This is a genomic window from Nonomuraea sp. 3-1Str (genome assembly GCF_031570565.1).
Classification (GTDB): Bacteria; Actinomycetota; Actinomycetes; order Streptosporangiales; family Streptosporangiaceae; genus Nonomuraea.
This window is the reverse complement of sequence record NZ_JALHBK010000038.1, coordinates 23,927-49,070: the sequence shown is the minus strand read 5'-3', so window position 1 is coordinate 49,070 and position 25,144 is coordinate 23,927. Positions and strand designations below refer to the sequence as shown.

General features: G+C 71.5%; 25 protein-coding genes and 1 riboswitch. Of the genes, 14 read left to right on the top strand and 11 right to left on the bottom strand.

Annotated elements, in window-relative coordinates; translation table 11 throughout:
• Nucleotides 1-25: 25 nt before the first annotated feature.
• From MTP10_RS38170 to groL, 5 genes are all read left to right on the top strand, one after another.
• Entirely contained in the window at nt 26-580 is a 555-nt protein-coding gene (locus MTP10_RS38170; RefSeq protein WP_310716322.1) for an RNA polymerase sigma factor, read from the top strand.
• A 79-nt stretch (nt 581-659) separates the two neighbouring features.
• Nucleotides 660-801: riboswitch (SAM riboswitch) on the top strand.
• 13 nt (nt 802-814) lie between these two features.
• On the top strand, nt 815-2,047 hold the full coding sequence (gene thrC, locus MTP10_RS38165; protein ID WP_310716320.1) for a threonine synthase: 1,233 nt from the start codon (nt 815-817) through the stop codon (nt 2,045-2,047).
• Between the two features lie 45 nt (nt 2,048-2,092).
• On the top strand, nt 2,093-2,368 hold the full coding sequence (locus MTP10_RS38160) for a MoaD/ThiS family protein (RefSeq protein WP_310716318.1): 276 nt from the start codon (nt 2,093-2,095) through the stop codon (nt 2,366-2,368).
• Between the two features lie 274 nt (nt 2,369-2,642).
• Nucleotides 2,643-2,843 (top strand): cold-shock protein, encoded by a 201-nt coding sequence (locus MTP10_RS38155; RefSeq protein WP_068927743.1) that lies wholly within the window; start codon nt 2,643-2,645, stop codon nt 2,841-2,843.
• Nucleotides 2,844-3,151: 308 nt separating this feature from the next.
• Complete coding sequence (groL, locus tag MTP10_RS38150; protein ID WP_310716313.1) at nt 3,152-4,780, top strand: chaperonin GroEL; 1,629 nt, start codon at nt 3,152-3,154, stop codon at nt 4,778-4,780.
• Nucleotides 4,781-4,861: 81 nt separating this feature from the next.
• Here the strand turns inward: groL and MTP10_RS38145 are convergent, their stop codons facing one another.
• From MTP10_RS38145 to MTP10_RS38135, 3 genes are all read right to left on the bottom strand, one after another.
• Complete coding sequence (locus MTP10_RS38145; protein ID WP_310716311.1) at nt 4,862-5,956, bottom strand: hypothetical protein; 1,095 nt, start codon at nt 5,954-5,956, stop codon at nt 4,862-4,864.
• A 5-nt stretch (nt 5,957-5,961) separates the two neighbouring features.
• Nucleotides 5,962-6,555 carry a sigma-70 family RNA polymerase sigma factor gene (locus MTP10_RS38140; protein ID WP_310716309.1) on the bottom strand — a complete coding sequence of 198 codons (594 nt, stop codon included), beginning with the start codon at nt 6,553-6,555 and terminating at the stop codon, nt 5,962-5,964.
• Nucleotides 6,556-6,826: 271 nt separating this feature from the next.
• Nucleotides 6,827-7,450, bottom strand: coding sequence for a histidine phosphatase family protein (locus MTP10_RS38135; RefSeq protein WP_310716307.1), 624 nt, complete (start codon nt 7,448-7,450; stop codon nt 6,827-6,829).
• 19 nt (nt 7,451-7,469) lie between these two features.
• On the opposite strand from MTP10_RS38135, the gene MTP10_RS38130 reads away from it, so the two are divergent.
• Nucleotides 7,470-7,751, top strand: a complete 282-nt coding sequence (locus MTP10_RS38130; RefSeq protein WP_310716306.1) for a hypothetical protein — start codon at nt 7,470-7,472, stop codon at nt 7,749-7,751.
• On the opposite strand, the gene MTP10_RS38125 is transcribed toward MTP10_RS38130, so the two are convergent.
• Nucleotides 7,739-8,269, bottom strand: a complete 531-nt coding sequence (locus tag MTP10_RS38125; protein WP_310716305.1) for a YbhB/YbcL family Raf kinase inhibitor-like protein — start codon at nt 8,267-8,269, stop codon at nt 7,739-7,741. The genes MTP10_RS38130 and MTP10_RS38125 overlap by 13 nt on opposite strands.
• A gap of 88 nt (nt 8,270-8,357) precedes the next feature.
• The gene (locus MTP10_RS38120; RefSeq protein WP_310716303.1) at nt 8,358-9,566 is read right to left on the bottom strand and encodes an ROK family protein; all 1,209 of its coding nucleotides are present in this window, start codon (nt 9,564-9,566) and stop codon (nt 8,358-8,360) included.
• A gap of 158 nt (nt 9,567-9,724) precedes the next feature.
• Between MTP10_RS38120 and MTP10_RS38115 the strand changes: the two genes are divergently transcribed.
• From MTP10_RS38115 to MTP10_RS38095, 5 genes are read left to right on the top strand one after another with little or no spacing between them, the layout of a single operon-like run.
• Nucleotides 9,725-10,756, top strand: coding sequence for a substrate-binding domain-containing protein (locus MTP10_RS38115; protein ID WP_310716302.1), 1,032 nt, complete (start codon nt 9,725-9,727; stop codon nt 10,754-10,756).
• Between the two features lie 30 nt (nt 10,757-10,786).
• A complete protein-coding gene (locus tag MTP10_RS38110) occupies nt 10,787-11,764 on the top strand; it encodes an ABC transporter permease (protein WP_310716300.1) in 978 nt (325 codons plus the stop codon).
• Nucleotides 11,761-12,537 (top strand): ATP-binding cassette domain-containing protein, encoded by a 777-nt coding sequence (locus tag MTP10_RS38105; RefSeq protein WP_310716299.1) that lies wholly within the window; start codon nt 11,761-11,763, stop codon nt 12,535-12,537. Before MTP10_RS38110 ends, MTP10_RS38105 begins: the two co-directional genes overlap by 4 nt.
• Before the next feature lie 33 nt (nt 12,538-12,570).
• The gene (locus tag MTP10_RS38100) at nt 12,571-13,452 is read left to right on the top strand and encodes a sugar phosphate isomerase/epimerase (RefSeq protein WP_310716297.1); all 882 of its coding nucleotides are present in this window, start codon (nt 12,571-12,573) and stop codon (nt 13,450-13,452) included.
• Complete coding sequence (locus tag MTP10_RS38095) at nt 13,449-14,138, top strand: nucleoside/nucleotide kinase family protein (protein WP_310716296.1); 690 nt, start codon at nt 13,449-13,451, stop codon at nt 14,136-14,138. Before MTP10_RS38100 ends, MTP10_RS38095 begins: the two co-directional genes overlap by 4 nt.
• 57 nt (nt 14,139-14,195) lie before the next feature.
• On the opposite strand, the gene MTP10_RS38090 is transcribed toward MTP10_RS38095, so the two are convergent.
• A complete protein-coding gene (locus tag MTP10_RS38090; RefSeq protein ID WP_310716294.1) occupies nt 14,196-16,208 on the bottom strand; it encodes an AAA family ATPase in 2,013 nt (670 codons plus the stop codon).
• A 120-nt stretch (nt 16,209-16,328) separates the two neighbouring features.
• On the opposite strand from MTP10_RS38090, the gene MTP10_RS38085 reads away from it, so the two are divergent.
• Entirely contained in the window at nt 16,329-16,661 is a 333-nt protein-coding gene (locus MTP10_RS38085; protein ID WP_310716292.1) for a hypothetical protein, read from the top strand.
• Nucleotides 16,662-16,889: 228 nt separating this feature from the next.
• On the opposite strand, the gene MTP10_RS38080 is transcribed toward MTP10_RS38085, so the two are convergent.
• From MTP10_RS38080 to MTP10_RS38060, 5 genes are all read right to left on the bottom strand, one after another.
• Nucleotides 16,890-18,542 carry a DNA repair helicase XPB gene (locus tag MTP10_RS38080; RefSeq protein WP_310716290.1) on the bottom strand — a complete coding sequence of 551 codons (1,653 nt, stop codon included), beginning with the start codon at nt 18,540-18,542 and terminating at the stop codon, nt 16,890-16,892.
• A 75-nt stretch (nt 18,543-18,617) separates the two neighbouring features.
• A complete protein-coding gene (locus MTP10_RS38075) occupies nt 18,618-19,016 on the bottom strand; it encodes a hypothetical protein (protein ID WP_310716289.1) in 399 nt (132 codons plus the stop codon).
• Between the two features lie 62 nt (nt 19,017-19,078).
• Nucleotides 19,079-20,557 carry an AMP-binding protein gene (locus MTP10_RS38070; RefSeq protein ID WP_310716287.1) on the bottom strand — a complete coding sequence of 493 codons (1,479 nt, stop codon included), beginning with the start codon at nt 20,555-20,557 and terminating at the stop codon, nt 19,079-19,081.
• A gap of 94 nt (nt 20,558-20,651) precedes the next feature.
• Nucleotides 20,652-23,066, bottom strand: a complete 2,415-nt coding sequence (locus tag MTP10_RS38065; protein WP_310716285.1) for a helicase-associated domain-containing protein — start codon at nt 23,064-23,066, stop codon at nt 20,652-20,654.
• A gap of 50 nt (nt 23,067-23,116) precedes the next feature.
• Nucleotides 23,117-23,791, bottom strand: coding sequence for a helix-turn-helix domain-containing protein (locus tag MTP10_RS38060; protein ID WP_310716283.1), 675 nt, complete (start codon nt 23,789-23,791; stop codon nt 23,117-23,119).
• Between the two features lie 216 nt (nt 23,792-24,007).
• Between MTP10_RS38060 and MTP10_RS38055 the strand changes: the two genes are divergently transcribed.
• Nucleotides 24,008-24,625 (top strand): HAD family hydrolase, encoded by a 618-nt coding sequence (locus MTP10_RS38055; protein WP_310716367.1) that lies wholly within the window; start codon nt 24,008-24,010, stop codon nt 24,623-24,625.
• Between the two features lie 92 nt (nt 24,626-24,717).
• A complete protein-coding gene (locus MTP10_RS38050) occupies nt 24,718-25,113 on the top strand; it encodes a cold-shock protein (protein WP_310716281.1) in 396 nt (131 codons plus the stop codon).
• The last annotated feature ends 31 nt before the right edge of the window (nt 25,114-25,144 follow it).

Genomic DNA, 25,144 nt, shown 5'->3' with positions numbered 1-25,144 from the left:
TCCCTCCGATCATAGGATCCCAGCTATGGCGCTTGATGAGCTAACCGAGGAACTGGCCCGTTCCGCCGCAGCCGGAGATCATCGCGCGCTCGGCGAGCTCCTGAAGCGGATCGAGCCCGACGTGATGCGGCATTGTGCCCGCATTCTCCCCTACCGCCAGGACGCCGAGGAGGCGTCCCAGGACACTCTGCTCGCGGTGGCCCGCAACATCGGTCGCTTCGAGGGGCGGGCCAGGTTCAGCACGTGGCTGCACATCGTGACGGCCAACTGCGCGCGGACCACGTACCGGTCGCTGAAGCGGCGGGCCGCCGAGCAGACCTCCGAGGAGCTGCCGGTGCAGAAACCCGACGTGGCGCGCGTCAGCGTCATCGCGGGGTCGCGGCTGGACCTGCTCGACGCCATGGAGGCGCTGGAGGCCGACAAGCCCGACCTGGCCCAGGCGCTGGTGCTGCGCGACATCGTCCAGCTCGACTACAACGAGGTGGCCGAGCAGCTCGGCATCCCGCTCGGCACCGCCAAGTCGCGCATCCACCAGGCGCGCAAGTACGTTCAGGCGGCGCTCGGCGACGACTACCGGTGAGATCACTCGTCTCATGCTATGAGACGAGTGGACGGCGGCGGCGCGTGGCCGGGTACAGTCTGATGCGACAACTGAATATTGCTCATCCAGAGGGGTGGAGGGACCGGCCCTGCGAAGCCCCGGCAACCCTCCCGGCTTGAGACTCGCGACCTGGCGAGGCCGACCGGGACAAGGTGCCAATTCCGGTCTGCGGTCAAGGTGGCCGCGGGCGAAGATGAGGGAAGGCCTCGCTTCATGTCGCTTGACTTCGGTCCTGCCACCGCCCTGTCCTGCCGCGAGTGCGGCACCCGCTACGACCTCGGTCCGAGCTTCGCGTGCCTGGAGTGTTTCGGGCCGCTAGAGGCGGCCTACTCCTTCGGCGACGTCCGTCGCGAGGACATCGAGGCGGGCCCGGCCAACATCTGGCGCTACCGCTCGCTGCTCCCCGTCCCCGCCGACGTGGCCACCAAGCCGAACATGAACCCCGGCTGGACCAAGCTCGTCAAGGCGGGCAACCTCGGCCGCGCGCTCGGCCTCAAGTCCCTGTACGTCAAGGACGACTCCGGCAACCCCACCCACTCCTTCAAGGACCGGGTCGTGGCCATCGCCGTCGAGGCGGCGCGCAACTTCGGCTTCCACACCCTGTCGTGCTCCTCCACGGGCAACCTCGCCGGAGCGGTGACGGCCGCGGCGGCCCGGGCCGGGCTCGACGCCTGCGTGTTCATCCCCGCCAACCTGGAGCAGGCCAAGATCGCCATGGCCCGGGTGTTCGGCGGCAAGCTCATCGGCATCGACGGCACCTACGACGAGGTCAACCGGTTCTGCTCGGAGCTGATCGGCGACCCGATGGGCGACAAGTGGGGGTTCGTCAACGTCAACCTCCGGCCGTACTACGCGGAGGGCTCCAAGACGCTCGCGTACGAGATCGCCGAGCAGCTCGGCTGGCGGCTCCCCGAGCAGATCGTCATCCCGATCGCCTCCGGGTCCCAGCTCACCAAGATCGACAAGGGCTTCAAGGAGCTGATCGCCCTGGGGCTGGTCGAGGACCGGCCGTACAAGGTGTTCGGCGCCCAGGCGCTCGGCTGCTCGCCCGTGTCGGCCGCCTTCAAGGCCGGCCACGACGTGGTCCAGCCGGTCAGGCCCGACACCATCGCCAAGTCGCTGGCCATCGGCAACCCCGCCGACGGCCCCTACGTGCTCGACATCGCCCGCCGCACCGGCGGCGCGGTGGAGGACGTGACGGACGCCGAGATCGTGGACGCGATCAAGCTGCTCGCCTCGACCGAGGGCATCTTCGCCGAGACGGCGGGCGGCGTCACGGTCGGCGTGCTGAAGAAGCTCGCCGAGAGCGGGCGGCTCGACCCCGAGGCGGAGACCGTGGTGCTCAACACCGGCGACGGGCTCAAGACGCTCGACGCGGTCTCCGGGGACGCCCAGCCCACGGCTGTGATCAAGCCCTCTCTCGACGCGTTCCGCGCGGCTGTCTGACCGCCGCACGCGGCTGCCCGTTCAACCAGGAAAGGCGACTTAATCATGAGTGTTTCTGTACGGATTCCCACCATCCTGCGCACGTACACCGGCGGAAACGCGGAAGTGAGTGGCGAGGGCACGACTCTTCGTGACGTCCTCGCAAAGCTCGACTCCGACTACCCGGGGATCGGCGCGCGAATTCTGGATGAATCGGGCAAGATTCGTCGTTTTGTCAACGTTTACGTGGGAGAAGAGGACGTCCGTTTCGCGCAGGGTCTGGACACGCCCGCGCCCGAAGGGGTCCAGATCTCCATCATCCCCGCGGTCGCCGGCGGCTGACGCCCCCCGCATCGCTCCCTGAAGGCGCCCCTCGTGGGCGCCTTCTGCTTTTCCCGGATATTCAATGTTGAACTACTTTGGCCATGTGCCCATACATCCCCTTAGGGAAACCGTTGAGAGGAATTGCGCGGTTTGCGGGTTGACTCTGTTGCCAAACGCCGTGCCACAGGTATGGTCGAGGACGATCGTCCGGCTGTTTTGCCATAAGTCGTGGCGATTGCGGGTCTCGCGGACGAATGGGCGGGATCCGCGAGCCCAGTAAGAGGAGTCGGAAGTGGCGCAGGGCACCGTCAAGTGGTTCAACGCGGACAAGGGCTACGGCTTCATCGCGGTAGACGGTGGTAAGGATGTATTCGTCCATTACTCGGCAATCATGATGGACGGCTATCGCTCTCTCGAACAGGGCCAGCGGGTCGAGTTCGAGATCACACAGGGCCAGAAGGGGCCGCAGGCGGAGTCCGTCCGCGCTGTCTGACCCAGGTCGCTGGCGTCCAGTGGCAGGCCGCGCGGCAGCGCAGTCCGTACGGCCTGCCCTCGCACCCTCGTCGAAGATCACGGCGGGTCCCTCCGGGGCCCGCCGTGCGGCTGACCTGGGCGCCTGCGGTGCTCGCTTGCACTCGACCGGGTAGAGTGCTAAACAGTTCGTTGGCACTCTCTGTATGTGAGTGCCAGCACCTGGGATCGGGACGATGGGGTCCGCCAACGGAGACGCGGACCCATATGCCGTCGCGGGCGTCGGCTCGATCCGCCGCAAGCCACCCTGCATCTGGGAGGTCCAGCCTTATGGCAGCCAAGATGATCGCGTTTGACGAGGACGCCCGGCGCGGTCTCGAGCGCGGTATGAACCAGCTCGCCGACGCCGTCAAGGTGACCCTCGGCCCCAAGGGCCGAAACGTCGTGCTGGAGAAGAAGTGGGGCGCCCCCACCATCACCAACGACGGCGTTTCCATCGCCAAGGAGATCGAGCTCGAGGACCCTTGGGAGAAGATCGGCGCCGAGCTGGTCAAGGAAGTCGCCAAGAAGACGGACGACGTCGCGGGTGACGGCACCACCACGGCCACCGTGCTCGCCCAGGCGCTGGTGCGCGAGGGTCTGCGCAACGTCGCCGCCGGCGCCAACCCGATGGCCCTGAAGAAGGGCATCGAGTCCGCCGTCGAGCGCGTCAGCGAGGAGCTGTCCAAGCTCGCCAAGGACGTGGAGACCAAGGAGCAGATCGCCTCCACCGCCTCCATCTCCGCCGCCGACCCCGAGATCGGCTCGCTCATCGCCGAGGCGATGGACAAGGTCGGCAAGGAAGGCGTCATCACCGTCGAGGAGAGCAACACCTTCGGCCTGGAGCTTGAGCTCACCGAGGGCATGCGCTTCGACAAGGGCATGACGTCGATGTACTTCGTCACCGACTCGGACCGCATGGAGGCCGTGCTCGAGGACCCGTACATCCTGGTCGTCAACTCCAAGATCTCGGCCAACAAGGACCTGCTGCCGCTGCTCGACAAGGTCGTGCAGTCCGGCAAGCCGCTCCTGATCATCGCTGAGGACGTCGACGGCGAGGCCCTGGCCACCCTGGTGGTCAACAAGATCCGCGGCCTGTTCCGCTCCGTGGCCGTCAAGGCCCCGGGCTTCGGTGACCGCCGCAAGGCCATGCTCGGCGACATCGCCATCCTGACCGGTGGCCAGGTCATCGCCGAGGAGCTCGGCCTCAAGCTGGAGAGCACCACGCTCGACCAGCTCGGCCGCGCCCGCAAGGTCGTCGTGACCAAGGACGAGACCACCATCGTCGACGGCGCCGGCGACCCCGACGCCATCTCCGGCCGGGTCAACGAGATCCGCGCGGAGATCGAGCGCACCGACTCCGACTACGACCGCGAGAAGCTCCAGGAGCGGCTGGCCAAGCTCGCCGGTGGTGTCGCCGTCATCAAGGCCGGCGCCGCGACCGAGGTCGAGCTCAAGGAGCGCAAGCACCGCATCGAGGACGCCGTTCGCAACGCGAAGGCGGCCGTCGAGGAGGGCATCGTCCCCGGCGGTGGCGTGGCGCTGCTGCAGGCGGGTGCCAAGGCGTTCGACAAGCTGGAGCTGTCGGGCGACGAGGCCACCGGTGCCGCGATCGTGCGCAAGGCTCTGGAGGAGCCGCTCAAGCAGATCGCCGTCAACGCCGGCCTCGAGGGCGGCGTCGTGGTGGAGAAGGTCCGCAACCTCACGCCGGGTGAGGGCCTCAACGCCGCCACGGGCGAGTACGTCGACATGTTCGCCTCGGGCATCATCGACCCGGCCAAGGTGACGCGCTCCGCGCTGCAGAACGCCGCCTCCATCGCGGCGCTCTTCCTCACCACCGAGGCCGTCATCGCCGAGAAGCCGGAGAAGAACCCCGCCGCTCCCGCCGGTATGCCCGGCGGCGGCGACATGGACTTCTAAGTCCTTCTCGCAGCACTCTCACGCACCATCAAGGGCGGCCTGTCCAGCACTGGACGGGCCGCCCTCGCGCGTTCAGCGGGTTCAGTCCTTGATGACGGCGTCGCGGGGGCCGCCGTACAGCGGGTTGCGGTCGTAGCGCTGCTTCGAGACGCACAGCCAGACCTCGCCCTTGCGGATGTCCATGGCATCCCAGACCACCCAGTCGTCGCCGACCGTGGCAAGAGGGCTGGTCCGGGCCTGAAGGTGCCTTTCGCCGAGGCCGTCGGGGCCGGACATGACCATGAAGGTGACCTTCAGGCCGCGCTTCCGCAGCTCCGGAAGCACCACGGCGACGGTCTTCTCGTCGACCCGGTAACCGGCGAGCGAGCCGCCCCTGGTGGTCGCCAGGCGCAGCCCGTTGCCGTCGACCTCCTCCAGCGGGGGCCGGTCGGGGATGAACTCGCAGGGCTTCACCGGGTCCTTCATGAGGATGGTGCTGGTGCTGCCGCCTCCGTCGGGGCGCGGGGTGATGGTCCAGACGAAGGTCTCGCCGGGCCGGAACAGCCGGGTGTCGATGCGCATCTGCCAGCCGCCCTTCTCGCCCGGGATGTTCGCGGGCACGGAGTAGAGGCCGGAGGGAATGTCCTGCACGTGTTCCGCGCGCGGCTCCCTGCACCGCTTCCCCTCGGGCACGTAGTCCACGATGGCCGGGACGCCGAGCTCCTCCAGCCGCCTCCTCAGCCCGTCGGCGTCGTCGAAGTCCCGGACCTGGATGGTGACGATCCCGCGCTCGTCCTTGGTGACGGCGTAGGAGGCCGTCACGCCGCGGCCTTCCTCCACCAGGCTGGGGCCGACGACGATGCCTCCGGCCAGGGCCGCCGCGACGGCGAGCCCGGCGGCCAGCCGTCCGAACCCGCGCCGGCGCCCGCGCGTCGGTGAGTGCCCCGCGACCGAGCGCCCTGCGGCAGGCGCCCCCGCGACCGGGTTCTCCGCGAGCGCGTTCTCCGCGATCAGGTCCTTTGCGGCCGGGTCTTCCGCGAGCACGTCTCCCGCGGCCGGGCCCGCGAGGATGGAGGCCAGCAGCGTCCGGGCCCCCGCGCCGGACGGGTCGGCACCGGGCGCAGCTGGCTCGACCCGGGCCAGCGCCGCCGTCAGGGCGTCGATCTGGTCCCTGCCCCGCGTCGTGTCCTTGGTCATTTCCTTCACCGTGGCCTCTCCGCCGGGAGGAGCCGGCTCGTCGTCGTGATGGGGAGGTCCGCCTCCGCGAGCGCGCGTGCGAAGCGCTTGCGCGCGCGGTGGAGCCGGACGCGTACGGCGTTGCGGGTCAGGCCGAGCACCGTGGCGATCTCCTCCCGGCCCAGGCCCTCCCAGGCGACCAGCGACAGCAGCTCGCGGTCGTCGTCAGGCAGGCTCCGGAACGCCTGGGCGATCGCGGCCAGCTCGACCCCGCTGTCGGGCCGCCCCCCGTACAGGTCGGCCATCTCGGCGTCGAGCCGGGGGTTGCGCGCCTGGCGGAGGTGGCCGGGCCCGCCGTCGCCGCTCCGCGGGCGGCCGGTACGGCGCCCGTCGACCCGGCGGTGGTTGGCCAGGACCTTGCGCGCCACGCCGAACAGCCACAGCGTGGCCTGCTCGCCCTCGGGCAGCTCGTCCACACGCCGCCAGGCGACGGTGAAGGTATCGGCGACCACGTCCGCCGCGTCCTGCGGCGAGTCGCAGCGGCGCGCGGCATAGGCCGTGATCTGGCCATATGTCGCTTTGTAGACGGCCTCGAATCTGGCCGTCCGTGTGTCATGCACGGGCGGTTCCCATGACAGGCTTCCTTTGCCGGCAGTAGGTACGGACACCTCCCTCTATGTAGGGAAAACGCCGATCATTACCGGCTGCCGGGAAGGCGGGAAGGCGGGAAGGCGGGAACCGCACATGACGTCGGGCCCGGTCTCCGCGGCGCGGTGGAGCGGCGGACGGCTCCACCGTGGCGGGACGAGGCAGGCGGGCGTGCTCAGGAGCGCGGTTCGGGGAGGCAGGGGCGTGTTCAGGAGCGCGGTTCGGGGAGGCAGAGGGCGTTGCTCAGGGGCGCAGTTCGGGAGGGAAGCCGGTCCAGCGGAGCTCCTCCGGCAGATGCGCGGTGTCGTTGAAGAACAGCACCGACGCCGGCCTGCCCGGCGTGTACCTGATGAGGGTCAGCGCCGCGTTGCAGTGGTTGAGGCCGAACCAGCGCCACCGGGGCGCGTCGAGCGCGGCCCGCACGAGCCAGCCGATCAGGAAGGCGTGGGTCACGACCAGCTCGTGGCGGGGTTCGTCCCCCGCGACCGGGCCGGTGAACCGGTGGATCGCCGCCCGTGCCAGCGCCGCGCCGTGCGCGCGCTCCTCGTCGGTGACCTCAGCCAGGAAGCCGAGCACCCGATCGACCGCCTCCGGCGGCAGCTCGTCCTTCTCCGGCACGTGCGGGACGTAGTCACCCGCCTCCTCCGCCATCCGGACTGGCACCCCGTCCAGCCGCTCACCGACCAGTCCCGCGGTCTGCGCCGCCCGGGGCAGCGGCCCGTGGTGGACGGCCGAGAGCGGCACGTCGCGCAACCGCTCGCCCAGCAGCACCGCCTGGCGACGGCCGGCCACCGTCAGCTCGCTCTCGTCCGGCGAAGCCTCTCCGTGCCGGGCGAGGTAGAGAAAGCGTGTGGCCGTGGCTGTCATGGGGCGGAATCCTCCATGGGTGCGTCTGAGTCGTTGGTCGAACAGGACGGGCACCACGGAGGTGGCCCACGAGGCGCCGTCACGGCGCCTCGCCACGTGCGGGTCAGAGGCCGTCTTCCTGGAGGCCCTCGGCCACGGTCGGCGGGTGGCGGCCTGCCGGGCTTCGCCGTACAGGATGGGGGTCTTATCTGCCGTGAAGACCGAGAACACCGTGAAGACCGTGAAGACCGAGAACACCGAGAACACCGAGAAGACCGTGGAGGCAGAGAAGACGGCCGTGAAGGGCGGTCAGACGCCGTAATGGGGGACGAGGTGGCCGCGGGCGAGCGTGTTGGCCGTGATGTTGAAGCCGACCACCGCCGGGCTGGCGTCCTCGCCCACCTCCAGGCTGTCCACGCTCAGCGCGTGGACCGTGTAGACGTAGCGGTGCGGGTCTCCCGGCGGGGGAGCGGCGCCGCCGTACTCCCTGGTGCCGTAGTCGTTGCGGGCGTGCCTGGCGCCCTGCGGCAGGCCCTTGAACTCCGGGCCCGTGCCGGCGCCCGTGGGCAGCTCCGTGACCGAGGCCGGGATGTCGAACAGCACCCAGTGCCAGAAGCCGCTGCCCGTCGGCGCGTCCGGGTCGTAGCAGGTGACGGCGTAGCTGCGGGTCCCGTCCGGCGCGCCGGACCAGCTCAGCGCGGGCGACAGGTTCTGGCCGGTCATGCCCCAGTCGTTGAAGACGTGGAGGTCTCCCAGCCTTTCGCCGTCGGTGATGTCGTCGCTGCGCACCTGGAGCGCGGGGACCGACGGCAGGTGTTCGTGCGGCAGAGGTGCGGGCACGGTGTCCTCCTTGCTTGGCGGCCTTGAGAGGTCTCTCCGGACATCCTAGAAGCGCCCGTCCCGCCCCGATCACCGCCGCGGGCCCCGGTCAGGTCGTGGCGCGGTCAACCAGCTCCTGCACCCGTTCGGGCGAGTAGATGCCGTCCACCAGGAGCTGGGCGAGCCCGAGCACCCCCGCGCGCGGGTCGAGGCCGCTGCGGACGATCTGCAGGTTGCGCGTGGCGAGCGGCAGCGACCGCCGGTAGACGATCTCCCGGATGCCGGCGAAGAGCTGCTCGTCGGTGTGGGCGAGCTGGCCGCAGACCGCGATGACCCGCGGGTTGAACAGGTTGACCATGTCGGCGATGGCGCCCCCGAGGATGCGGGCGGCCCGCCGGGCGAGCCGCACCGCGACCGGGTCGCCGCCGCGGATCAGGCGCACGGCGTCGTCCACGGTGGCGACCTCCCGGCCCTGCTCCCGCAGGTCGCGCACCAGGGCCCAGCCGCCGGCGTACGCCTCCAGGCAGCCGGTGTTGCCGCACCGGCACGCGGGCGGCTCGCTCACGTCGTCGACCGTGACGTGGATGTGGCCGACGTCGCCGGCCGCACCGTCGGCGCCCCGGTGCACCTGCCCGCCCGCGATCAGGCCGGTGCCCACGCCGGTGCCGATCTTGATCATGAGGAGGTGCGGGACGCCGGGGTAGCACAGGCGCTGCTCGCCGTACGCCATGGCGTTGACGTCCTTGTCGACGAGTACGGGGCAGGAGTACTGGCCGGCGAACCAGCCGGGGATGTCGAAGCGGTCCCAGCCGGTCATGATCGGTGGGCTGATCACGCGTCCGGACGTGAAGTCGACCGGCCCCGGCACGTCGAGCCCGATGCCGAGCACCGCGTCGGGCGTCTGGCCGGCGTCGTCCAGGACCTCGGCGAACAGCTTGTCCACGATCGTGAGGATGCTCTGCGGGCCCGAGGTGACGTCGGCGCGGGCCTCCCGCTCGATGCGGACGTTGCCGCCGAGGTCGCACACGGCGGCCCGCAGCGCGGTGGCGCCGATGTCGGCGACGAGCAGCACGCCGCGCTCGCGGTTCACCACGAACTGGCCGGCCGGGCGGCCGCGCGTCCTAGCCTCCTCCGGGCCCGGCACCAGCAGGCCGGCGGCGAGCAGCCCGTCGAGGCGCTGGTTGACCGTGGTGCGGGAGAGGCCGGTCAGGCGCACCACGTCGGCCTTGGTCAGCCCGTCGGGCTCGTCGCGGAACAGACCGAGGATCTCGCCGCTGCTCACCCCCATCCTCGGTGCGATGGGGCCTGTGGTCGTCATAGCACCACTGTAGCTATGACGGTGACTGCTCGTAAGTCAAGCATGTTTCGTCAGAAAAAGTCGAAAGAAGGGTTGTCAAGCGTTAGAAGCGGGGATTACGGTCTGGACACCAACGCGGAAAGGGACAACCGATGTATGCCAACGCCAGAGGCCGTCGCGTGGCGGCAGTCGGTGCGATCGCGGCCGCCGGCGCGCTCGTACTGGGATCGTGCGGCTCCGGCCCGGCCACCCGAACCGTGGTCGGCGACACGCAGGCCGCCGCCGAAGCCGAGCCTCAGAACATGGCCGCGGTCATCAAGGGCCTCGACAACCCGTTCTTCCAGACGATGAAGCAGGGCATCGACGACCAGGCCCACACCGCCGGGGTGTCCGTCACCGTTCAGGCCGCCAACGCCATCACCGACACCACCGGGCAGGCGGACAAGCTCAACGGCCTGGCCGGCCAGGACTTCTCCTGCTACATCGTCAACCCGATCTCCGGCACGAACCTCATCCAGGGCCTCGCCAAGCTGTCCGCGCTCAACAAGCCCATCGTCAACATCGACAGTCCCGTCGACCCGACGGCGGCCAAGAGCGCGAACGTCAAGCTCGCCACGTACGTCGGCACCGACAACAGGGCGGCCGGCAAGATGGCCGGGCAGCGGATGACCGAGCTGCTGCCCTCCGGCGGCCCGGTCGCGGCCATCGGCGGCATCGCCGGCGACGTGACCAGCGGCGCCCGGATCGAGGGCTTCCAGCAGGGCATCGGCCCGAACCTCAAGGTGGTGCAGACCGTCGCCGCCGACTGGGACCGGCAGACCGCCCTCACCGCCGCCACCAACGTGCTGCGGGCGCACCCGGACCTGGCGGGCTTCTTCGTCGCCAATGACGACATGGGGCTCGGCGTGTCCCGCGCCATCGCCGACGCGGGCAAGACCGGCAAGGTGAAGGTCATCAGCGTCGACGGCATCAAGGACGCGCTGGAGGCGGTCAAGGCGGGCACGCTGGACGGCACCGTCGCCCAGTACCCGTACACCATCGGGATGATGGGCGTCGAGGCGTGCCAGGCCGCCGTGAGCGGCAAGAAGCTGCCCGCGGGCGTCGCGGCCCCGGTGGAGCTCGTCACCAAGGACAACGCCGCGCAGGCGCTCGCGTCCACGCCCAAGCCGTTCGGACCGTACAACGATCCGTTCAAGGCTCTCACCAAGTAGCCGCGACGCATCCGCGGAGGAGAGACCTTCATGACCAACACCACCACGCTGAGGGCCGGTGAAGGACAGAACTGGTCCCACCGGCTGAAGGACGCCGGGTTCTGGGCGGAATGGGCCGCCCTGGTCGGGCTGATCGTCCTGGTGATCGTCTTTCAGGCGCTCAACCCGACGTTCCTCAGCCCCGGCAACATCGCCTCGATGCTCGTGGCCGCGGCCATCCTCATCATCCTGGCGGTGGGGCAGACGTTCGTGATCGCCACCGCGGGCATCGACCTGTCGATCGCCTCCGTGATGACGCTCGGCGCGGTCGTCTTCGGCCAGGCGTACGCGGCCGGGCTGGGGATAGGGATGGCGTCGCTGCTGGCCGTGGTCGCCGCGGCGGTGGCCGGCGCCGTCAACGGGATCATCGTCGCCTGGGGGAAGATCGCGGACTTCATCGTGACCCTCGGCATGCTGTCGGCCGCCTCCGGGCTCGCCCTGATCCTGTCCGACGGCAAGCCGGTGACCGTCATCGACCCGCTGCTCCTGCGCCTGTCCACGAGCGGCATCGGGATCTTCGGCTGGTCGTTCGTCATCGCGCTGGTGGTCGCCGTGGTGGCACACGTGGTGCTCTTCCACACCCGCTTCGGCACCCACCTGCTCGCCACCGGCGGCTCGCCCGAGTCGGCGACGGCCATGGGCATCAGCACCGCCCGCATCAAGATCGCCGTCTACCTGATCAGCGGCCTGCTCGCCGGGCTGGGCGCGATCCTGCTGGTCGGCCGGATCGGCGCGGCCGAGCCCGCCGCCAACACGGCCTTCCTGCTCAACTCGGTGGCCGCGGTGGTGCTCGGCGGGGTCAGCCTCTTCGGCGGCCGGGGCACCATCATCGGGCCGATCTTCGGTGCCCTGCTGCTGATCGCCCTGGTCAACGGGCTCACCCTGCTCGGCGTCTCGCAGTTCTACCAGCCGCTCGCCGTCGGCATCGTCGTGGTGCTGGCCGCGCTCCTCATGAGGTTCCAGAAATGACCGACCAGCAGCAGAACGGCCGGCTCCAGCCCGGCGTGCTCCTTGCCTGCGAGGACGTGTCCCTGTCCTTCGGCAACGTCCGAGCCCTCGTCGACGTCTCGCTCACGCTGCGGCCCGGCGAGATCACCGCGCTCGTCGGCGACAACGGCGCGGGCAAGTCGACGCTGGTCCGCTGCATCTCCGGCATCCACCGGCCGGACAGCGGAAGCATCGCCTTCGACGACCGCCTGACGGACTTCCACTCGCCGGAGGACGCCCGCGAGGCGGGGATCGAGACCGTCCACCAGAACCTGGCCCTCGTCGAGGACCTCACGGTGTGGCAGAACCTGTTCCTCAACCGCGAGCTCGTCCGCAAACTCGGCCCCGTCGCCGTGCTCGACCGGCGGGCCATGCAGTCCCGGGCCCGCGAGATGGTCTCGGCGCTCGCCGTCAACGTGCCGGCCGTCGGGTCGCGCGTCCGGCGGCTGTCCGGCGGGCAGCGCCAGGCCGTCGCCATCTGCCGGGCCGCCGGCTTCAGCTCCAAGCTCGTCATCATGGACGAGCCCACGGCGGCGCTCGGCGTCCAGGAGACGGCCCGCGTCGAGGAGCTCGTCTTCCGGCTGCGCGACGAGGGACACGCCGTACTGATCATCAGTCACAACTTCGCCCAGGTCATGCGGCTCAGCGAGCAGGTGTGGGTCATGCGCGCCGGCCGCTGCGTGGGCGGGCGGCGCACCGCCGAGACCACCGGCGAGGAGATCGTCGGCCTGGTCACCGGCGCGATCGGCTCCTGAGAACATCCACCGAACGAAAGAAGGCATGCTCCGATGGCCACCGACAACCCGGCCAACCCGATCGGCGTTCACGCCCTGGTATGGGTCGGCGACACGAGTCCAGCCTCGCTGGACCTCGCCATCGGCAAGACCAAGGCCGCCGGGTTCGACCTGCTGGAGATCTCCCTGCACGACTCGGCGAACCTCGACGTCGCGGCGGCGCGCGAGTCGCTGCGCTCCGCCGGCCTGGGTGTGGCCTGCTCGCGCGGCCTCGCCTTCGACGCCGACGTCTCCAGCGACGACCTCGCCGTGGTCGAACGCGGCGAGAAGCTGCTGCACGACTCCCTCGCCGTCACGCGCGGCCTCGGCGGCACGCACTTCACCGGCGCCCTCTACAGCGCGCTGGGCAAGTACGGCCACCCGCTGACCGAGGCGGGCCGCCGCAACGTGGTGTCGGTGCTGCGCCGCCTGGCCCAGGAGGCCGCCGAGGAGGGCATGACGCTCGGTCTGGAGATCTGCAACCGGTACGAGACCAACGTGGTCAACACCGCCCGCGACGCGCTCCGCCTGGCCGACGACATCGGCGAGGACAACGTGCTCATCCACCTCGACACGTACCACATGAACATCGAGGAGGAGGATCTCGTCCGGCCCGTCCACGAGGTCGGGGACCGGCTAGGTTACGTCCATGTGGGTGAGAACCATCGCGGCTACCTCGGGTCCGGGCACATCGACTTCACCGCGTTCTTCCACGCGCTGGGCGACATCGGCTACCAGGGGCCGATCACGTTCGAGTCGTTCTCCTCGGCGGTCGTGATGCGCGGCCTGTCCAACGACCTGGCCATCTGGCGCAACCTGTGGACGGACGGGGAGGACCTGGCCCGCCACGCCCGCGCGTTCATCGGCGGCCAGCTCCACGCGAGCCGCGCCCGATGACCCTCGACGACCTGGCGGACCGGGCCCGCTCCCTGGTCCGGGGCGGCGGACGCGCGCTGCTCGGCATCACCGGCGGGCCCGGAGCGGGCAAGTCGACGCTCGCCGAGCACCTGGTGAGCGCGCTGCGGCAGGCGCCGCCCGCCGGCCGGCCGCCCGAGTGGGTGGCGCACGTGCCGATGGACGGCTTCCACCTGGCCGACGTGGAGCTCGACCGGCTCGGGCGGCGCGACCGCAAGGGCGCTCCCGACACGTTCGACGCGGCCGGCTACGCGGCGCTGCTGCGCCGGCTGCGCGAGGACGAGGACGAGGTGGTCTACGCGCCCGCGTTCGAGCGGGACCTGGAGCAGCCGGTCGCGGGCAGCATCCCCGTGCCCCGGGCCGCCCGGCTCGTCATCACCGAGGGCAACTACCTGCTGCTCGACGAGGGCGACTGGGCGCGGGTGCGGCCCGGTCTGGACGAGGTGTGGTACTGCGCGCTCGACTCCACGGAGCGGGTGCGCCGGCTCGTCTCCCGCCACACGCGGTTCGGCAAGGAGCCGGAGGCGGCCGTGGCCTGGGTGATGGGGACCGACCAGCGCAACGCCGATCTGATCGCCACCACCCGGGACCGCGCGGACCTCGTCGTCCCCGACCGGCTGCTCCGCTCGATCGGGAGGGACCCGATCGGGAACGACCCGATCAGGTGATCGGGAACGACCCGATCAGGGCCGACTCGGTCGGCGACGACCCGGGCGGGGCCGGCGTCAGGCCGTGAGCTGCGCCGGCAGCGGCTTGCCGTGGACGACCGTCAACGAGGTGACCGCGCGGGTCAGCACCACGTACAGCCGTGCCAGCCCCCGCGGCTCCGCCTCCACGATATCGGCCGGCTCCACCACGATCACGTGGTCGTACTCCAGACCCTTGGCCAGCGTCGCGGGCACCACCAGCAGCCGGTGCTCCTCGGTCGAGTCGGGCCCGAGGACGGCGTGGGCGAGGCCGGCTTCCGCCAGCGCTCCCGCCGCCTCGGCCACCAGGGCGTCGGGCGCGATGAGGCCGATCGACCCCTCGCGGCCGAGCGCGTCACGGACGGCCGTGACGAGGTCGCCGCCCTGCCGTACGCTCAGGGAGCCCGCGCCGGGACGCAGCGAGCGGGGCGCGGCCAGCCCGGGCGCGATGGAGGGCAGCAGGCGGGCGGCGTAGTCGAGCACCTCGCGAGGCACCCGGAAGCCGAGGGTCAGCTCCGTGACCTCGCCCTCCTGCCCGAGGTGCGCCAGCACGGCCTCCCACGTGGTGGCCGACCAGGGCGTGGTGCCCTGGGCCAGGTCGCCGAGGACGGTGGCCGAGCCGTTGCGGCAGCGGCGGCCGAGCGCGCGCAGCTGCATCTCCGACAGGTCCTGGGCCTCGTCCACGACCAGGTGGCCGAGCGACGGCGTGCGCTCCATGAGGTCGGCGAGCTCGTCGAGCAGCGCGGCGTCGGCCGCCGACCACTTCGCCGACTTCCATCCCCGGTACGGCTTGGGCCAGAGCAGCCGCTGCTGCTCCTCGGGCGACAGGTCGGCCTTGGCGGCGCGGGCCAGGAACTCCGGGTCGGACAGCAGCCGGAAGAGCACCTGCTCGGGCGTCAGCTTGGGCCAGACCGCGTCGACGAGCTGCCGCACCGGCTTGGAGCGCGCCACCGCGTCCTGCACCCGGTCGTCGGGCGACTCGCCCCGCTGCTCCATGCGGACCAGCACCTGGTGCGCGAGGCGCTGCGCCAGCGCGGCCCGGCCGGGCGCGTAGCGGGTCGTGCCGCGCAGGGAGGCGACGATCTCGCGGACCTCGTGGTCGGCCACCCGGAAGCGGTAGGCGCCCTTGGTGAAGACCACGCCCTCCTCGGGCTTGACGACGTGCAGCCACAGGGCGCGGTGGAGGACCTTGGCCATGCGCGCGTCGCCCTTGAGCGCCGCCACCTCGGGGTCCTCGGGGGTGGCGTGCTCGCCGAGCAGCCCGGCGACCGTCGTCTGGTCCACCTTGACCTCGCCGAGCGCGGGCAGCACGGAGGAGATGTAGGACAGGAACGCCCGGTTCGGCCCGACGATCATCACGCCGGACCGGGCCAGCCGCTCGCGGTGGGTGAACAGCAGGTAGGCGGCCCGGTGCAGGCCCACGGCCGTCTTCCCGGTGCCGGGCGCCCCCTGGACGCACACGGTCTGGGCCAGCGTGGAGCGGACGATCTCGTCCTGGTCGGGCTGGATCGTGGCGACGATGTCGCGCATCGGGCCGGTGCGCGGGCGCTCGATCTCGTCGGTGAGGATCCGGGACGGCCCGATCTCACCGCCCTCGGCCAGCGGCTCGTCCTCGTACGCGGTCAGCGCGCCGCCGTGGTAGCCGAAGCGGCGCCGCCGTACGACGCTCATGGGCTCGGCGGGACTGGCCTGGTAGAACGCGCGGGACACCGGCGCCCGCCAGTCGATGACGAGGGGGCGGCTGGTGCCGTCGTGGACGTGGCGGCGGCCGACGTAGATGGTGGAGGGCAGGTCGTCGCCGCCGGCGCGGTCGAGGCGGCCGAAGAACAGCGGAGTGTCGGGGTGGTCGGCCAGGGCGGCCACCCGCTGGTCGAGCAGGCCCTGGAGGACTTGCTGGGAGACCCAGTCGCCGGCCGCGTCGGCCGACAGGGACTGGGCATGGGTGCGCATCGCGCGCAGCGCCGTCCGCGACTCGGCCAGGTGGGCCTGCTCGGCGGCGAGCACGTCGGCGGGGGCGTCGGGTATGTCGGGGGCGAGCTGGTGTGCGGGCATGCGAAAGCGCCTCCCTGAGGAGCGTCGGCGGTGGTGGTGGTGATGCAAGGTAGCGAGCCGGACAGTTTAGTGGGGGCTCCGGCATGCTTCCAATGGATTTACCCGGGGTAGGCACAGGGCGTGGGACGCGTTCAGCTTCGCTTCTCGCCGATCATCCCGACCATCGCCAGCTTCCTGCTGGCCGCGTTGTGGGGATTGTCGGTGTTCGCCGGTTGGGGCATGGAGGCGTTCTGCTCGGGCGGCCGGTCCGAGGTCTGCACGCAGCGGCTGGACGCGGTCTCGACGGTGTCGGGACTGTTCGCGGTCCTGGCGGCGTGCTGCACGGCCGGGGCGTGGCTGATCCCGACGACCAGGCGTGATTCGCGCGCGTTCGCCTGGCTCATGGGGGCAGGTGTGGCGGCCTGGATCGCCGCCGAGGGAGTGCTGTTCCTGGGCGGCATGCTGGCCGGGTAATCAACCTGGAAGAAGGCTGGCAAAACTAAGAAATTGGGGCATATCAGGTGGGTTTGCCCGATCATGGGGGTATGTCGCCAGCGGTTCGGCTACGGCGGCGGATCGCACGCAGAGGGGGGTGGTTCGATTGTCGACGGCCCGCGGAGTCTCGTGGACGTGACGGACACCGGTGCCCGGCCGCGCAGCGGCCGGGTCATCAGCCGGTGAGGCCGGTGAGTCCGGTGAGCCTCACACCCCGCCCAGCACGTCGTCCGCGTCGATGATCTGGTACGCGTACCCCTGCTCGGCCAGGAACCTCTGGCGGTGCGCCGCGAACTCCTGGTCGACCGTGTCGCGGCTGACCACCGTGTAGAACCGCGCCCCGCCGCCGTCGGCCTTGGGCCGCAGCACCCGGCCGAGCCGCTGCGCCTCCTCCTGGCGCGAGCCGAACGTGCCCGACACCTGGATCGCCACCGCCGCCTCCGGCAGGTCGATCGAGAAGTTGGCCACCTTGGACACCACCAGCACCTGGATCTCCTTGTCGCGGAACGCCTGGTAGAGGCGCTCGCGCTCCTTGATCCTGGTCTCGCCCTTGATGACCGGCGCGTTGAGGTGCTCGCCCAGCTCGTCGAGCTGGTCGATGTACTGGCCGATGACCAGCACCTGCTCGCCCAGGTGACGGCGGACCAGCGCCTCGGTGACCCGCGTCTTGGACGGCGTCGTGGCGCAGAAGCGGTAGCGCTCCTCCGACTCGGCCATCGCGTACGCCAGCCGCTCCTCGTCGGAGAGCGTCACCCGCACCTCGACGCAGTCGGCCGGGGCGATCCAGCCCTGGTTCTCCATCTCCTTCCACGGCGCGTCGTAGCGCTTCGGCCCGATCAGGGAGAAGACGTCGCCCTCGCGGCCGTCCTCGCGCACGAGCGTCGCGGTCAGGCCGATGCGGCGGCGGGCCTGGAGGTCGGCGGTCATCCGGAAGATCGGCGCGGGCAGCAGGTGGACCTCGTCGTAGACGATCAGGCCCCAGTCGCGCGCGTCGAACAGCTCCAGGTGGCTGTAGACGCCCTTCCGGCGGGTCGTCATCACCTGGTAGGTGGCGATGGTGACCGGCCGGATCTCCTTCTTCGAGCCGGAGTACTCGCCGATCTCGTCCTCGGTGAGCGAGGTCCGCTTGATCAGCTCCTGCTTCCACTGGTGGGCGCTCACCGTGTTGGTGACCAGGATCAGCGTCGTGGCGCGGGCGTGGGCCATGGCCGCCGCGCCGACGATGGTCTTGCCGGCGCCGCAGGGCAGCACCACCACGCCGGAGCCGCCGTGCCAGAACGCGTCGGCCGCCTCCTGCTGGTAGGGCCGCAGGTTCCAGCCGTCCTGCGCCAGGTCGATCGGGTGGGCCTCGCCGTCCACGTAGCCGGCCAGGTCCTCGGCCGGCCAGCCGAGCTTGAGCAGCGCCTGCTTGACGTTGCCGCGGTCGCTCGGATGGACGGCCACCGAGTCGGCGCCGAGCCGCTCACCCAGCATCGGCTGGATCTTCTTGGAGCGCAGCACCTCCTCCAGCACGGCCCGGTCGCTGGAGGTCAGGACCAGGCCGTGGACCGGGTCCTTCTCCAGGCGGAGCCGGCCGTACCTGGCCATGGTCTCCGCGACGTCGACCAGCAGCGCGTGGGGGACGGGGTAGCGGCTGTGGCTGATGAGGGCGTCGATCACCTGCTCGGCGTCGTGGCCCGCGGCTCGGGCGTTCCACAGCGCGAGCGGGGTGACGCGGTAGGTGTGCACGTGTTCGGGCGCGCGTTCGAGCTCGGCGAACGGCGCGATGGCCTTGCGGCACTCGTCGGCCTTGGCATGGTCGACTTCGAGCAGCAGAGTCTTGTCCGACTGGACGATGAGCGGGCCGTCGTTCACGGACATCCTTCCTCCGGTTGACGCCTATCCAACACATCCGGAGCCCGGAACAGTCCCCGAACGGCGAAAACCGCCGGTCAGTCAGTCCAGGTAGCCGTTGACACCGAGGAGGACGAACACGCCGACGGCGAGCACGAAGCCGAGACCGAACAGGGTCCAGCTCCACGCGAGCATGCCGCGGGCACGGTGCGGCGGGGTGTCGGCGCGCAGCGCGAGCCCGGCCAGGATCGAGCCGGGGATGGCGAGGATGTTGCAGCAGGAGACGATCGACAGCAGGTTCAGGATGAGCGCGACGAGGGCGGCGGCGTTCACCCCGCCGCTCCGGGGCGGCGGCGGGCCGTAGTACGGGCCTGGGCCGTAGCCGGGCGGGGGCAGCTGTCCGTAGGGGCCGCCGTACGGCTCGTACGGCGGCTCGTACGGCGGCTCGTACGGCGGGTGCTGTTCGTACGGCCGGTCGCCCGGCGGGCTCGGGTGGCTCATGTTCACCTCCTAGGAGGTCAACATCTATCACGACATGTCGGTCAGACCACCGGGGAACGCGATCAGGGCAGGCGGGCGCGCAGGGCCTTGCGGTCCAGCTTGAGCACGCTCGTCACCGGGACCGAGTCCACGAAGACGACCTCGCGCGGGTACTTGACCCGCCCGACCCGCTGCCGCGCCCATGCGATCAGCTCGGCGGCCGTCACCGTGGCGTCCGGCATGAGCTGCACGAACGCCACGACCTCCTCGCCCACGCGCGGGTCCGGGCGGCCGACCACGCCGGACATGACCACCTCCGGGTGCTCGTTCAGCGCGGCCTCCACGTCCCGCGGGAAGACGTTGAACCCGCCCCGGATGATCAGATCCTTCTTCCGGTCCACGACGTAGAGGTAGCCGTCGTCGTCGACGCAGCCGATGTCGCCCGTGCGCAGCTCCCCGTCGGCCAGCGCGGTGCCGTCCGGATCGTGCGCGAGCTCTCCCCAGTAGCCCAGCATCAGCGACTCGCCGCGCACGCAGATCTCGCCCACGTCGCCGCACTCGACCTCCTCACCGGAGGAGTCGCGGATCGCGATCTCGTAGCCGGCCAGCGGCAGGCCGACGCTGCCCGCCCGTCGCCGGCCCGGCGGGTTGAACGTGGTGACCGCGCTGGTCTCGGTCAGCCCGTAGCCCTCCAGGATCTGGGTGCCCGGCATCCGGCGCTCGAACTCCGCCAGCGCCTCGCGCCCCAGCGGGGCCGCCCCGCACGTGAGGAACTTGAGGTCGGGCAGCGGATGCGACTCCAGCGGCTCGGCCAGCAGCAGGTGCAGCATCGCGGGCACGACCGTGCCGTACTGGACGCGCTGCTCGGCGGCCAGCGACAGGAACGCCTTGGGGTCGAACCAGCGCATCAGCACCGCCTGCTGCGGCGTCGTCGCGTGCATCCAGGCGACCGTGACGATCAATCCGTACGCGTGGGAGAGCGGCACCGGCACGATGGCCCGGTCCAGGCCCTCCTGGTGGGACATCTCGAAGGCGTCCCTGGCCACCTGCCAGAGGCCGCGATGGCTGAGCATGACGCCCTTGGCCCTGCCGGTGGTGCCGCCCGTGTACATGAGCGCGGCCAGGTCGCCGGGCTCGCGCGGCACCGGCCCGTGCTCGTCCGCCTCCCGCAGCTCGGCGGTGTCGACGAACGTGCGGACGCCGACGCCGGCCTCCTCCACGGTGGCCAGCAGCTCGGGGGAGGTCACGATGGCGGAGGCGCCGCTGTCGGTCAGGATGTGCCGCAGCTCGGCGGCACCCACCAGCGACACCACCGGCGTCACGACGGCGCCCGCCGCCCACAGCGCCTGGTAGATCACCGCCACGTCCGGCGAGTTGGCCATCATCACGGCGACCCGGTCGCCCGGCCTGATCCCCGCCTCGACGAACCCGCCGCAGACCCGCCGCGCCCGCTCGGCCAGCGCGTGACCGCGGTGCCAGACGCCGTCGTAGAACACCGCGTCGTGGTCGTCGAACCTGTTCCATGCCTCCTCGGCCAGCCGGCCCAGTGTCAGCTCACCCACGGCGCCTCCTCGCCTCGCCCGGCCGGGGGCGCGGTCTTTCGCAACACTCACGGTCTCCAACCTCGCGCGATCATCGTCCCCGAGTCAAGGGTTGTCAGGACAGTCCGGCGACTCCGGTGATGCGGTGCAGGGCGAAGCGGTGCACGGCCGCCCTGGTCTCGTCGTACGCCGTCAGGTAGCCGCCCTCCATCCGGGCGGGTTCGAGAATGCGGGACGTGGCGTTGCCCTGCGAGTCGAGGTAACCGATCCATACGCGGACTCCCTGCTTGATGGCGTCCTGGAGGGCGGTGATGGTGGTCGTCGCCGGGCCGCGCGGGACCGTGCCGCCCGGCGCGGCGACCGGCTCGCGGCGGGAGAGGTGCGCGGCGTCGCCGGCCCGCAGCGCGCGGACGGCCGCCCCCGCCACCTCGGGGTCGAGGCCGTTGGCGACCGGCACGGGCCGGGCCTGGGCCGGGCCCTCGCTGCGCCGGCCGTCGAGCCGGGAGACGATGACGTCGCCGTCCAGCGACTCGGCGACGGGCGCGTACCCCATGGCGCGCAGGGAGTCGACCAGCGCGGCCCGGGAGGTGCGCGAGGCGATGACCGTCGGCGCGAGCCGGCGCAGCCGCAGCGACGCGGAGCGGCGGTCGGCGGTGATCTGGTCGAGCAGGGCCGGGTCGTCGCACCGGACGTACGCGCCGGCCGTGCCCACCCGGATGCGGCCGTGGCGCCGCGCCACGTCGGCGACCAGGTACGACAGCGCCTGCGGCACCGGAGTGGCGGAGTGGCGCTCCAGGGCGGCCAGCAGCTCGTCGGCGCCCTGCCCGGCGTCCAGCGCGCGCCGGACGGAGGCGTCGCTGAACCGGTAGACGGTCGCGCCGCCCTTGGACTCGACATCGGCGGCGAGCGTCATCCAGCGGTTGAGCTCGCTGGTCAGCGGGCCGGGTGCGACGGCGGTGAGGTCGGCCTGGAGGAGGACGTGGTCCACCGGCTCGGGCAGCAGCGGCGCGAGCACGGCGGCCGGATCGGCAGCCGCCTTGGCGGCCTTCCTGGCCCCCGGCTTGTCCGCCGCCTTGTCGGCCGTCTTGTCCGCCGTGGCGCCCTTCGGTGAGCCGGACAGCAGGGCGCGCCCGTGGACGGACAGCACGCCGAGACCGGTCACACCGATCTGCTCGGCCTCGCGCAGCGCGAACTCGACGAGCTGCTCCCGCAGCGGCCCCCGGCGGCGCGGCTGCTCCCAGGCCAGCCGGTCGAGCACCGACTCCCGCGTGGGGGCCAGGCCGGGCGCCGTGGCGAGCACGCCGAGCGCCGCCGCCCGCACCACCGGCGCGGCCGTTCTGCGCAGGTCGGGATGGAGGGCGTTGAGCGGCCGGTCCCGCTCGTCTCGCTCCCCGACCAGGCCGGGCAGGCGGTCCATGTGCAGCCACGTGAGCGCGAGCGTCACCCACCGGTCGGCCGTCGGCCGCACCCGCCACAGGTCGTAGCCGGTGGTCGGCAGCCATTCGCCGTCCACGCCGCCCCCGGTGGCGACGAGCCCCGCCGCGTGCGCGACCTCCACGGCCAGCGCCGCCGTCCACTCGGGCACGTCCAGCTCCGTCGCGGCGCGTTTCATGTCGCGTACGCCGAGCCCGCCGGTGCGCAGCACGCCAGGAGGCGCGACGCTCCAGCGCTCGCACAGCTCCTCTACCACCCGGACGAACGTGAACGCCTGCCCGGCCGCGGTGCGGTCGGCCAGCTCCTGGTCGCGTGCCGTCCCCTCCAGGGCGGGGGGCGTGGCGAGCAGGTCGCGGTGGATCCGGCCGCCGCGCAGGTGCAGGCCCACCTCGCGGGGCAGCGTCACGCTCTCCTCGCCGGTGGCGGCCAGCAGCCCGCGGGCCAGCAGCTCCTCGATGGGGGAGCGGGCCGACTCGACGCTCACCTCGCGGCGCGCGTTGGGCACCCGTCCCGTCGCCGGGCCCCAGGCGAGCTGGTCGAGCGCCGCACGGGCCTCGCCGGAGACCTCCTCGACGAGCTTGCCCGGCTCGGCGAGCGCCACGGCCAGCCGGTCCTTGCCCGTGCCGGTGGTGCCGGGGGCGATGTCGTCGGCCAGCTCGCCGAGCTGCTCGGGCGGGTGGTGCCGGAAGACCTCGGCGACGGGCGGCCCCAGGCCGGCCGGGTCGTCGAGCGCCTTGCGCACGCCGGGGGCCAGGTCGAGCGCGCCGTCGGTGCCGTACACGAGGGCGAGGTCGCGCAGCCGGTCGAGCGCGGCGCTCAGCGCCGGCTCGGGCCCGCCGGCGGCCAGCGCGCGGCCGAGCAGGTCGCGCAGCGCCTCCTTCGGCACCGGCCCGTCCTGTACGGCCAGCGTCTCGACGACGGCCAGGGTGAAGCGGTCGAGGCGGTCGAGGGCCCTGCCGATGGCCGAGGGGCTGCCGGCCCGCGCGGCGAGGCCCTCCAGATGAGCCGGGACGGGAGTGATCAGCTCGGGGCGCGCGGACACGAGCGCCCGCAGCTGCTCGTCGCTGCGGCCCCTGATCCACTCCGTGAACTCCATCGATGCCATGGTATGTCCCCCTGATCGGGGTGCCGGGGCCGCGCGGGCGCTCAGCGGCGGATCGCGGGACCTGGCACGAGGCCCATGGCCAGGCACACCCAGGCCGCGACGAACTGGTCCTTGTCGGTGTGACCCGGCGCGTCGCCGACCGTCTCCTGGAACATCCGGTAGTGGACCACGGCGCCGCCGAGCACGGCCGCGACGCCGCTCCAGTCGACGTCCGCCTCGCCGTACTCCGGTTGCGTGCGGAACCACGTGGTGATGGCGTCGAACATCGGCTGCAGCAGCCCCTCACGCACGACCGCCACCAGCTCGGGGAACTGGCTGAGGTCGCGGAAGAAGACCCGGGTCAGCTCCGACTCCTCGCGCACCTTGGCCAGCCCGGCGCGGCACAGTCGCGACAGCCGTGCCTCCAGGTCGACGGACCCCTCCATGTCGCCCAGCACCGCCAGGCTCTCGGCCACCTGGGTGCGGGTGCGCGCGGCGTGCTCGTTGATCGCCGCGGCGAGCACCTCGTACTTGGACCTGAAGTGGCGGTACAGCCCGCCCGCGCCGGGGGAGAGCCCCGAGGCGGCCTCGATCTCGGCCACCGACGTCGCGGCGTAGCCGCGCTCGGCGAACAGGCGCAGGGCCTCGTCGATGATCCGCTCGCGCGTGCTCACGGCGGGGCGCGTCCCGGTCCTGGCGGGCCCGCTCCCGGCCGAGGCGGCTGGCGATCTGGTCATGTCCTCGGTGACACCTCCGGTGAGGAGCGTAGTCGCGGTGAGGAGTGCGGTCATCACGGCGGGTCGCGGGCGGTCCGGTCCGGACGGCGGCCTCCCCGGGCGCGCGTAAGCGGTCGTCGCTCCGATAAGACAATGGCGTTTCCGCCCATTCCCCACCGTCGCACAACAAGGGCGGTTGTGGGGAACTCTGCGGCGTTTGGCATCCTGCAGCGTGTGATGACTTCGGTGGGTTTCGATCTGGATCTGACATTGGCGGATACGCGTTCCGGTATCGCGGCCGTCTACGACGAGGTGTCGGCGCGGCTGGGCGTGCCGATCGACAGTGACGCCATCGTCACCCGGCTCGGGCCGCCCCTGGAGACGGAGCTGGCGAACTGGTTCCCGGCTGAGGAGATCCCGGCCGTGGCGACGCTGTTCCGGGAGATCTATCCGGAGGTGGCCGTGCCCATGACGACCACCATGGACGGGGCGGCGGAGGCGATCGAGGCCGTGCGGGCCCGCGGGGGCCGGGTCATCGTCGTGACCGGCAAGAACGTCCATGACGCGGTGCGCACGGTCACCTCGCTCGGGTTCGAGGTGGACGAGGTCGTGGGGTCGGTGTTCGGGGCCGCCAAGGGAACGGCTCTCGCGCGCTTCGGCGCCGCCGCCTATGTTGGTGACCATGTCGCCGACATCGAGGCCGCGCGGGCGGGCGGGGCCGTCAGCGTGACGGTCGCGACGGGCCCCTACACGGTGGAGGAGCTGCGTGATCACGGAGCCGATGTGGCGCTGGGAGACCTGACCGAATTCGCCGCCTGGTTCGCGGGCTGGCGCCCTCAGGACGAACTCGTGTAATTGCTCCGTGAATTACCCGGTCGCCCAGGCGCGCTCGGGGGCATAACCTACATCCATTCATCCTTTACGACAGCTCGAACGAGGTCCCTCCTGTGCCGAGTGGCAAGGTCAAGTGGTACGACGCCGACAAGGGGTTCGGCTTCCTCACCCGTGACGACGGCGGTGAGGTGTTCGTGCATTCCTCCGCACTGCCCGCCGGCGCCGGGCCGCTCAAGCCCGGCCAGAAGGTGGAGTTCGGTGTGGCGGAGGGGCGGCGCGGCCAACAGGCGCTCTCGGTCAGGATCCTCGAACAGCCGCCCACGCTCGCCAAGGCCAAGCCCAAGGGCAAGCGGAAGAAGCCGGACGAGATGGTCGTCATCGTCGAGGACCTGATCAAGCTGCTCGACGGCGTCTCGACCTCGTACCAGCGGGGCAAGCACCCCGACGCGGCCCACGCCAAGAAGCTCGCGCAGGTGCTGCGGGCGGTGGCCGACGACCTCGACGACTGAGCAGCGTCAGGCGTGGGGGCCGCGTCAGGCG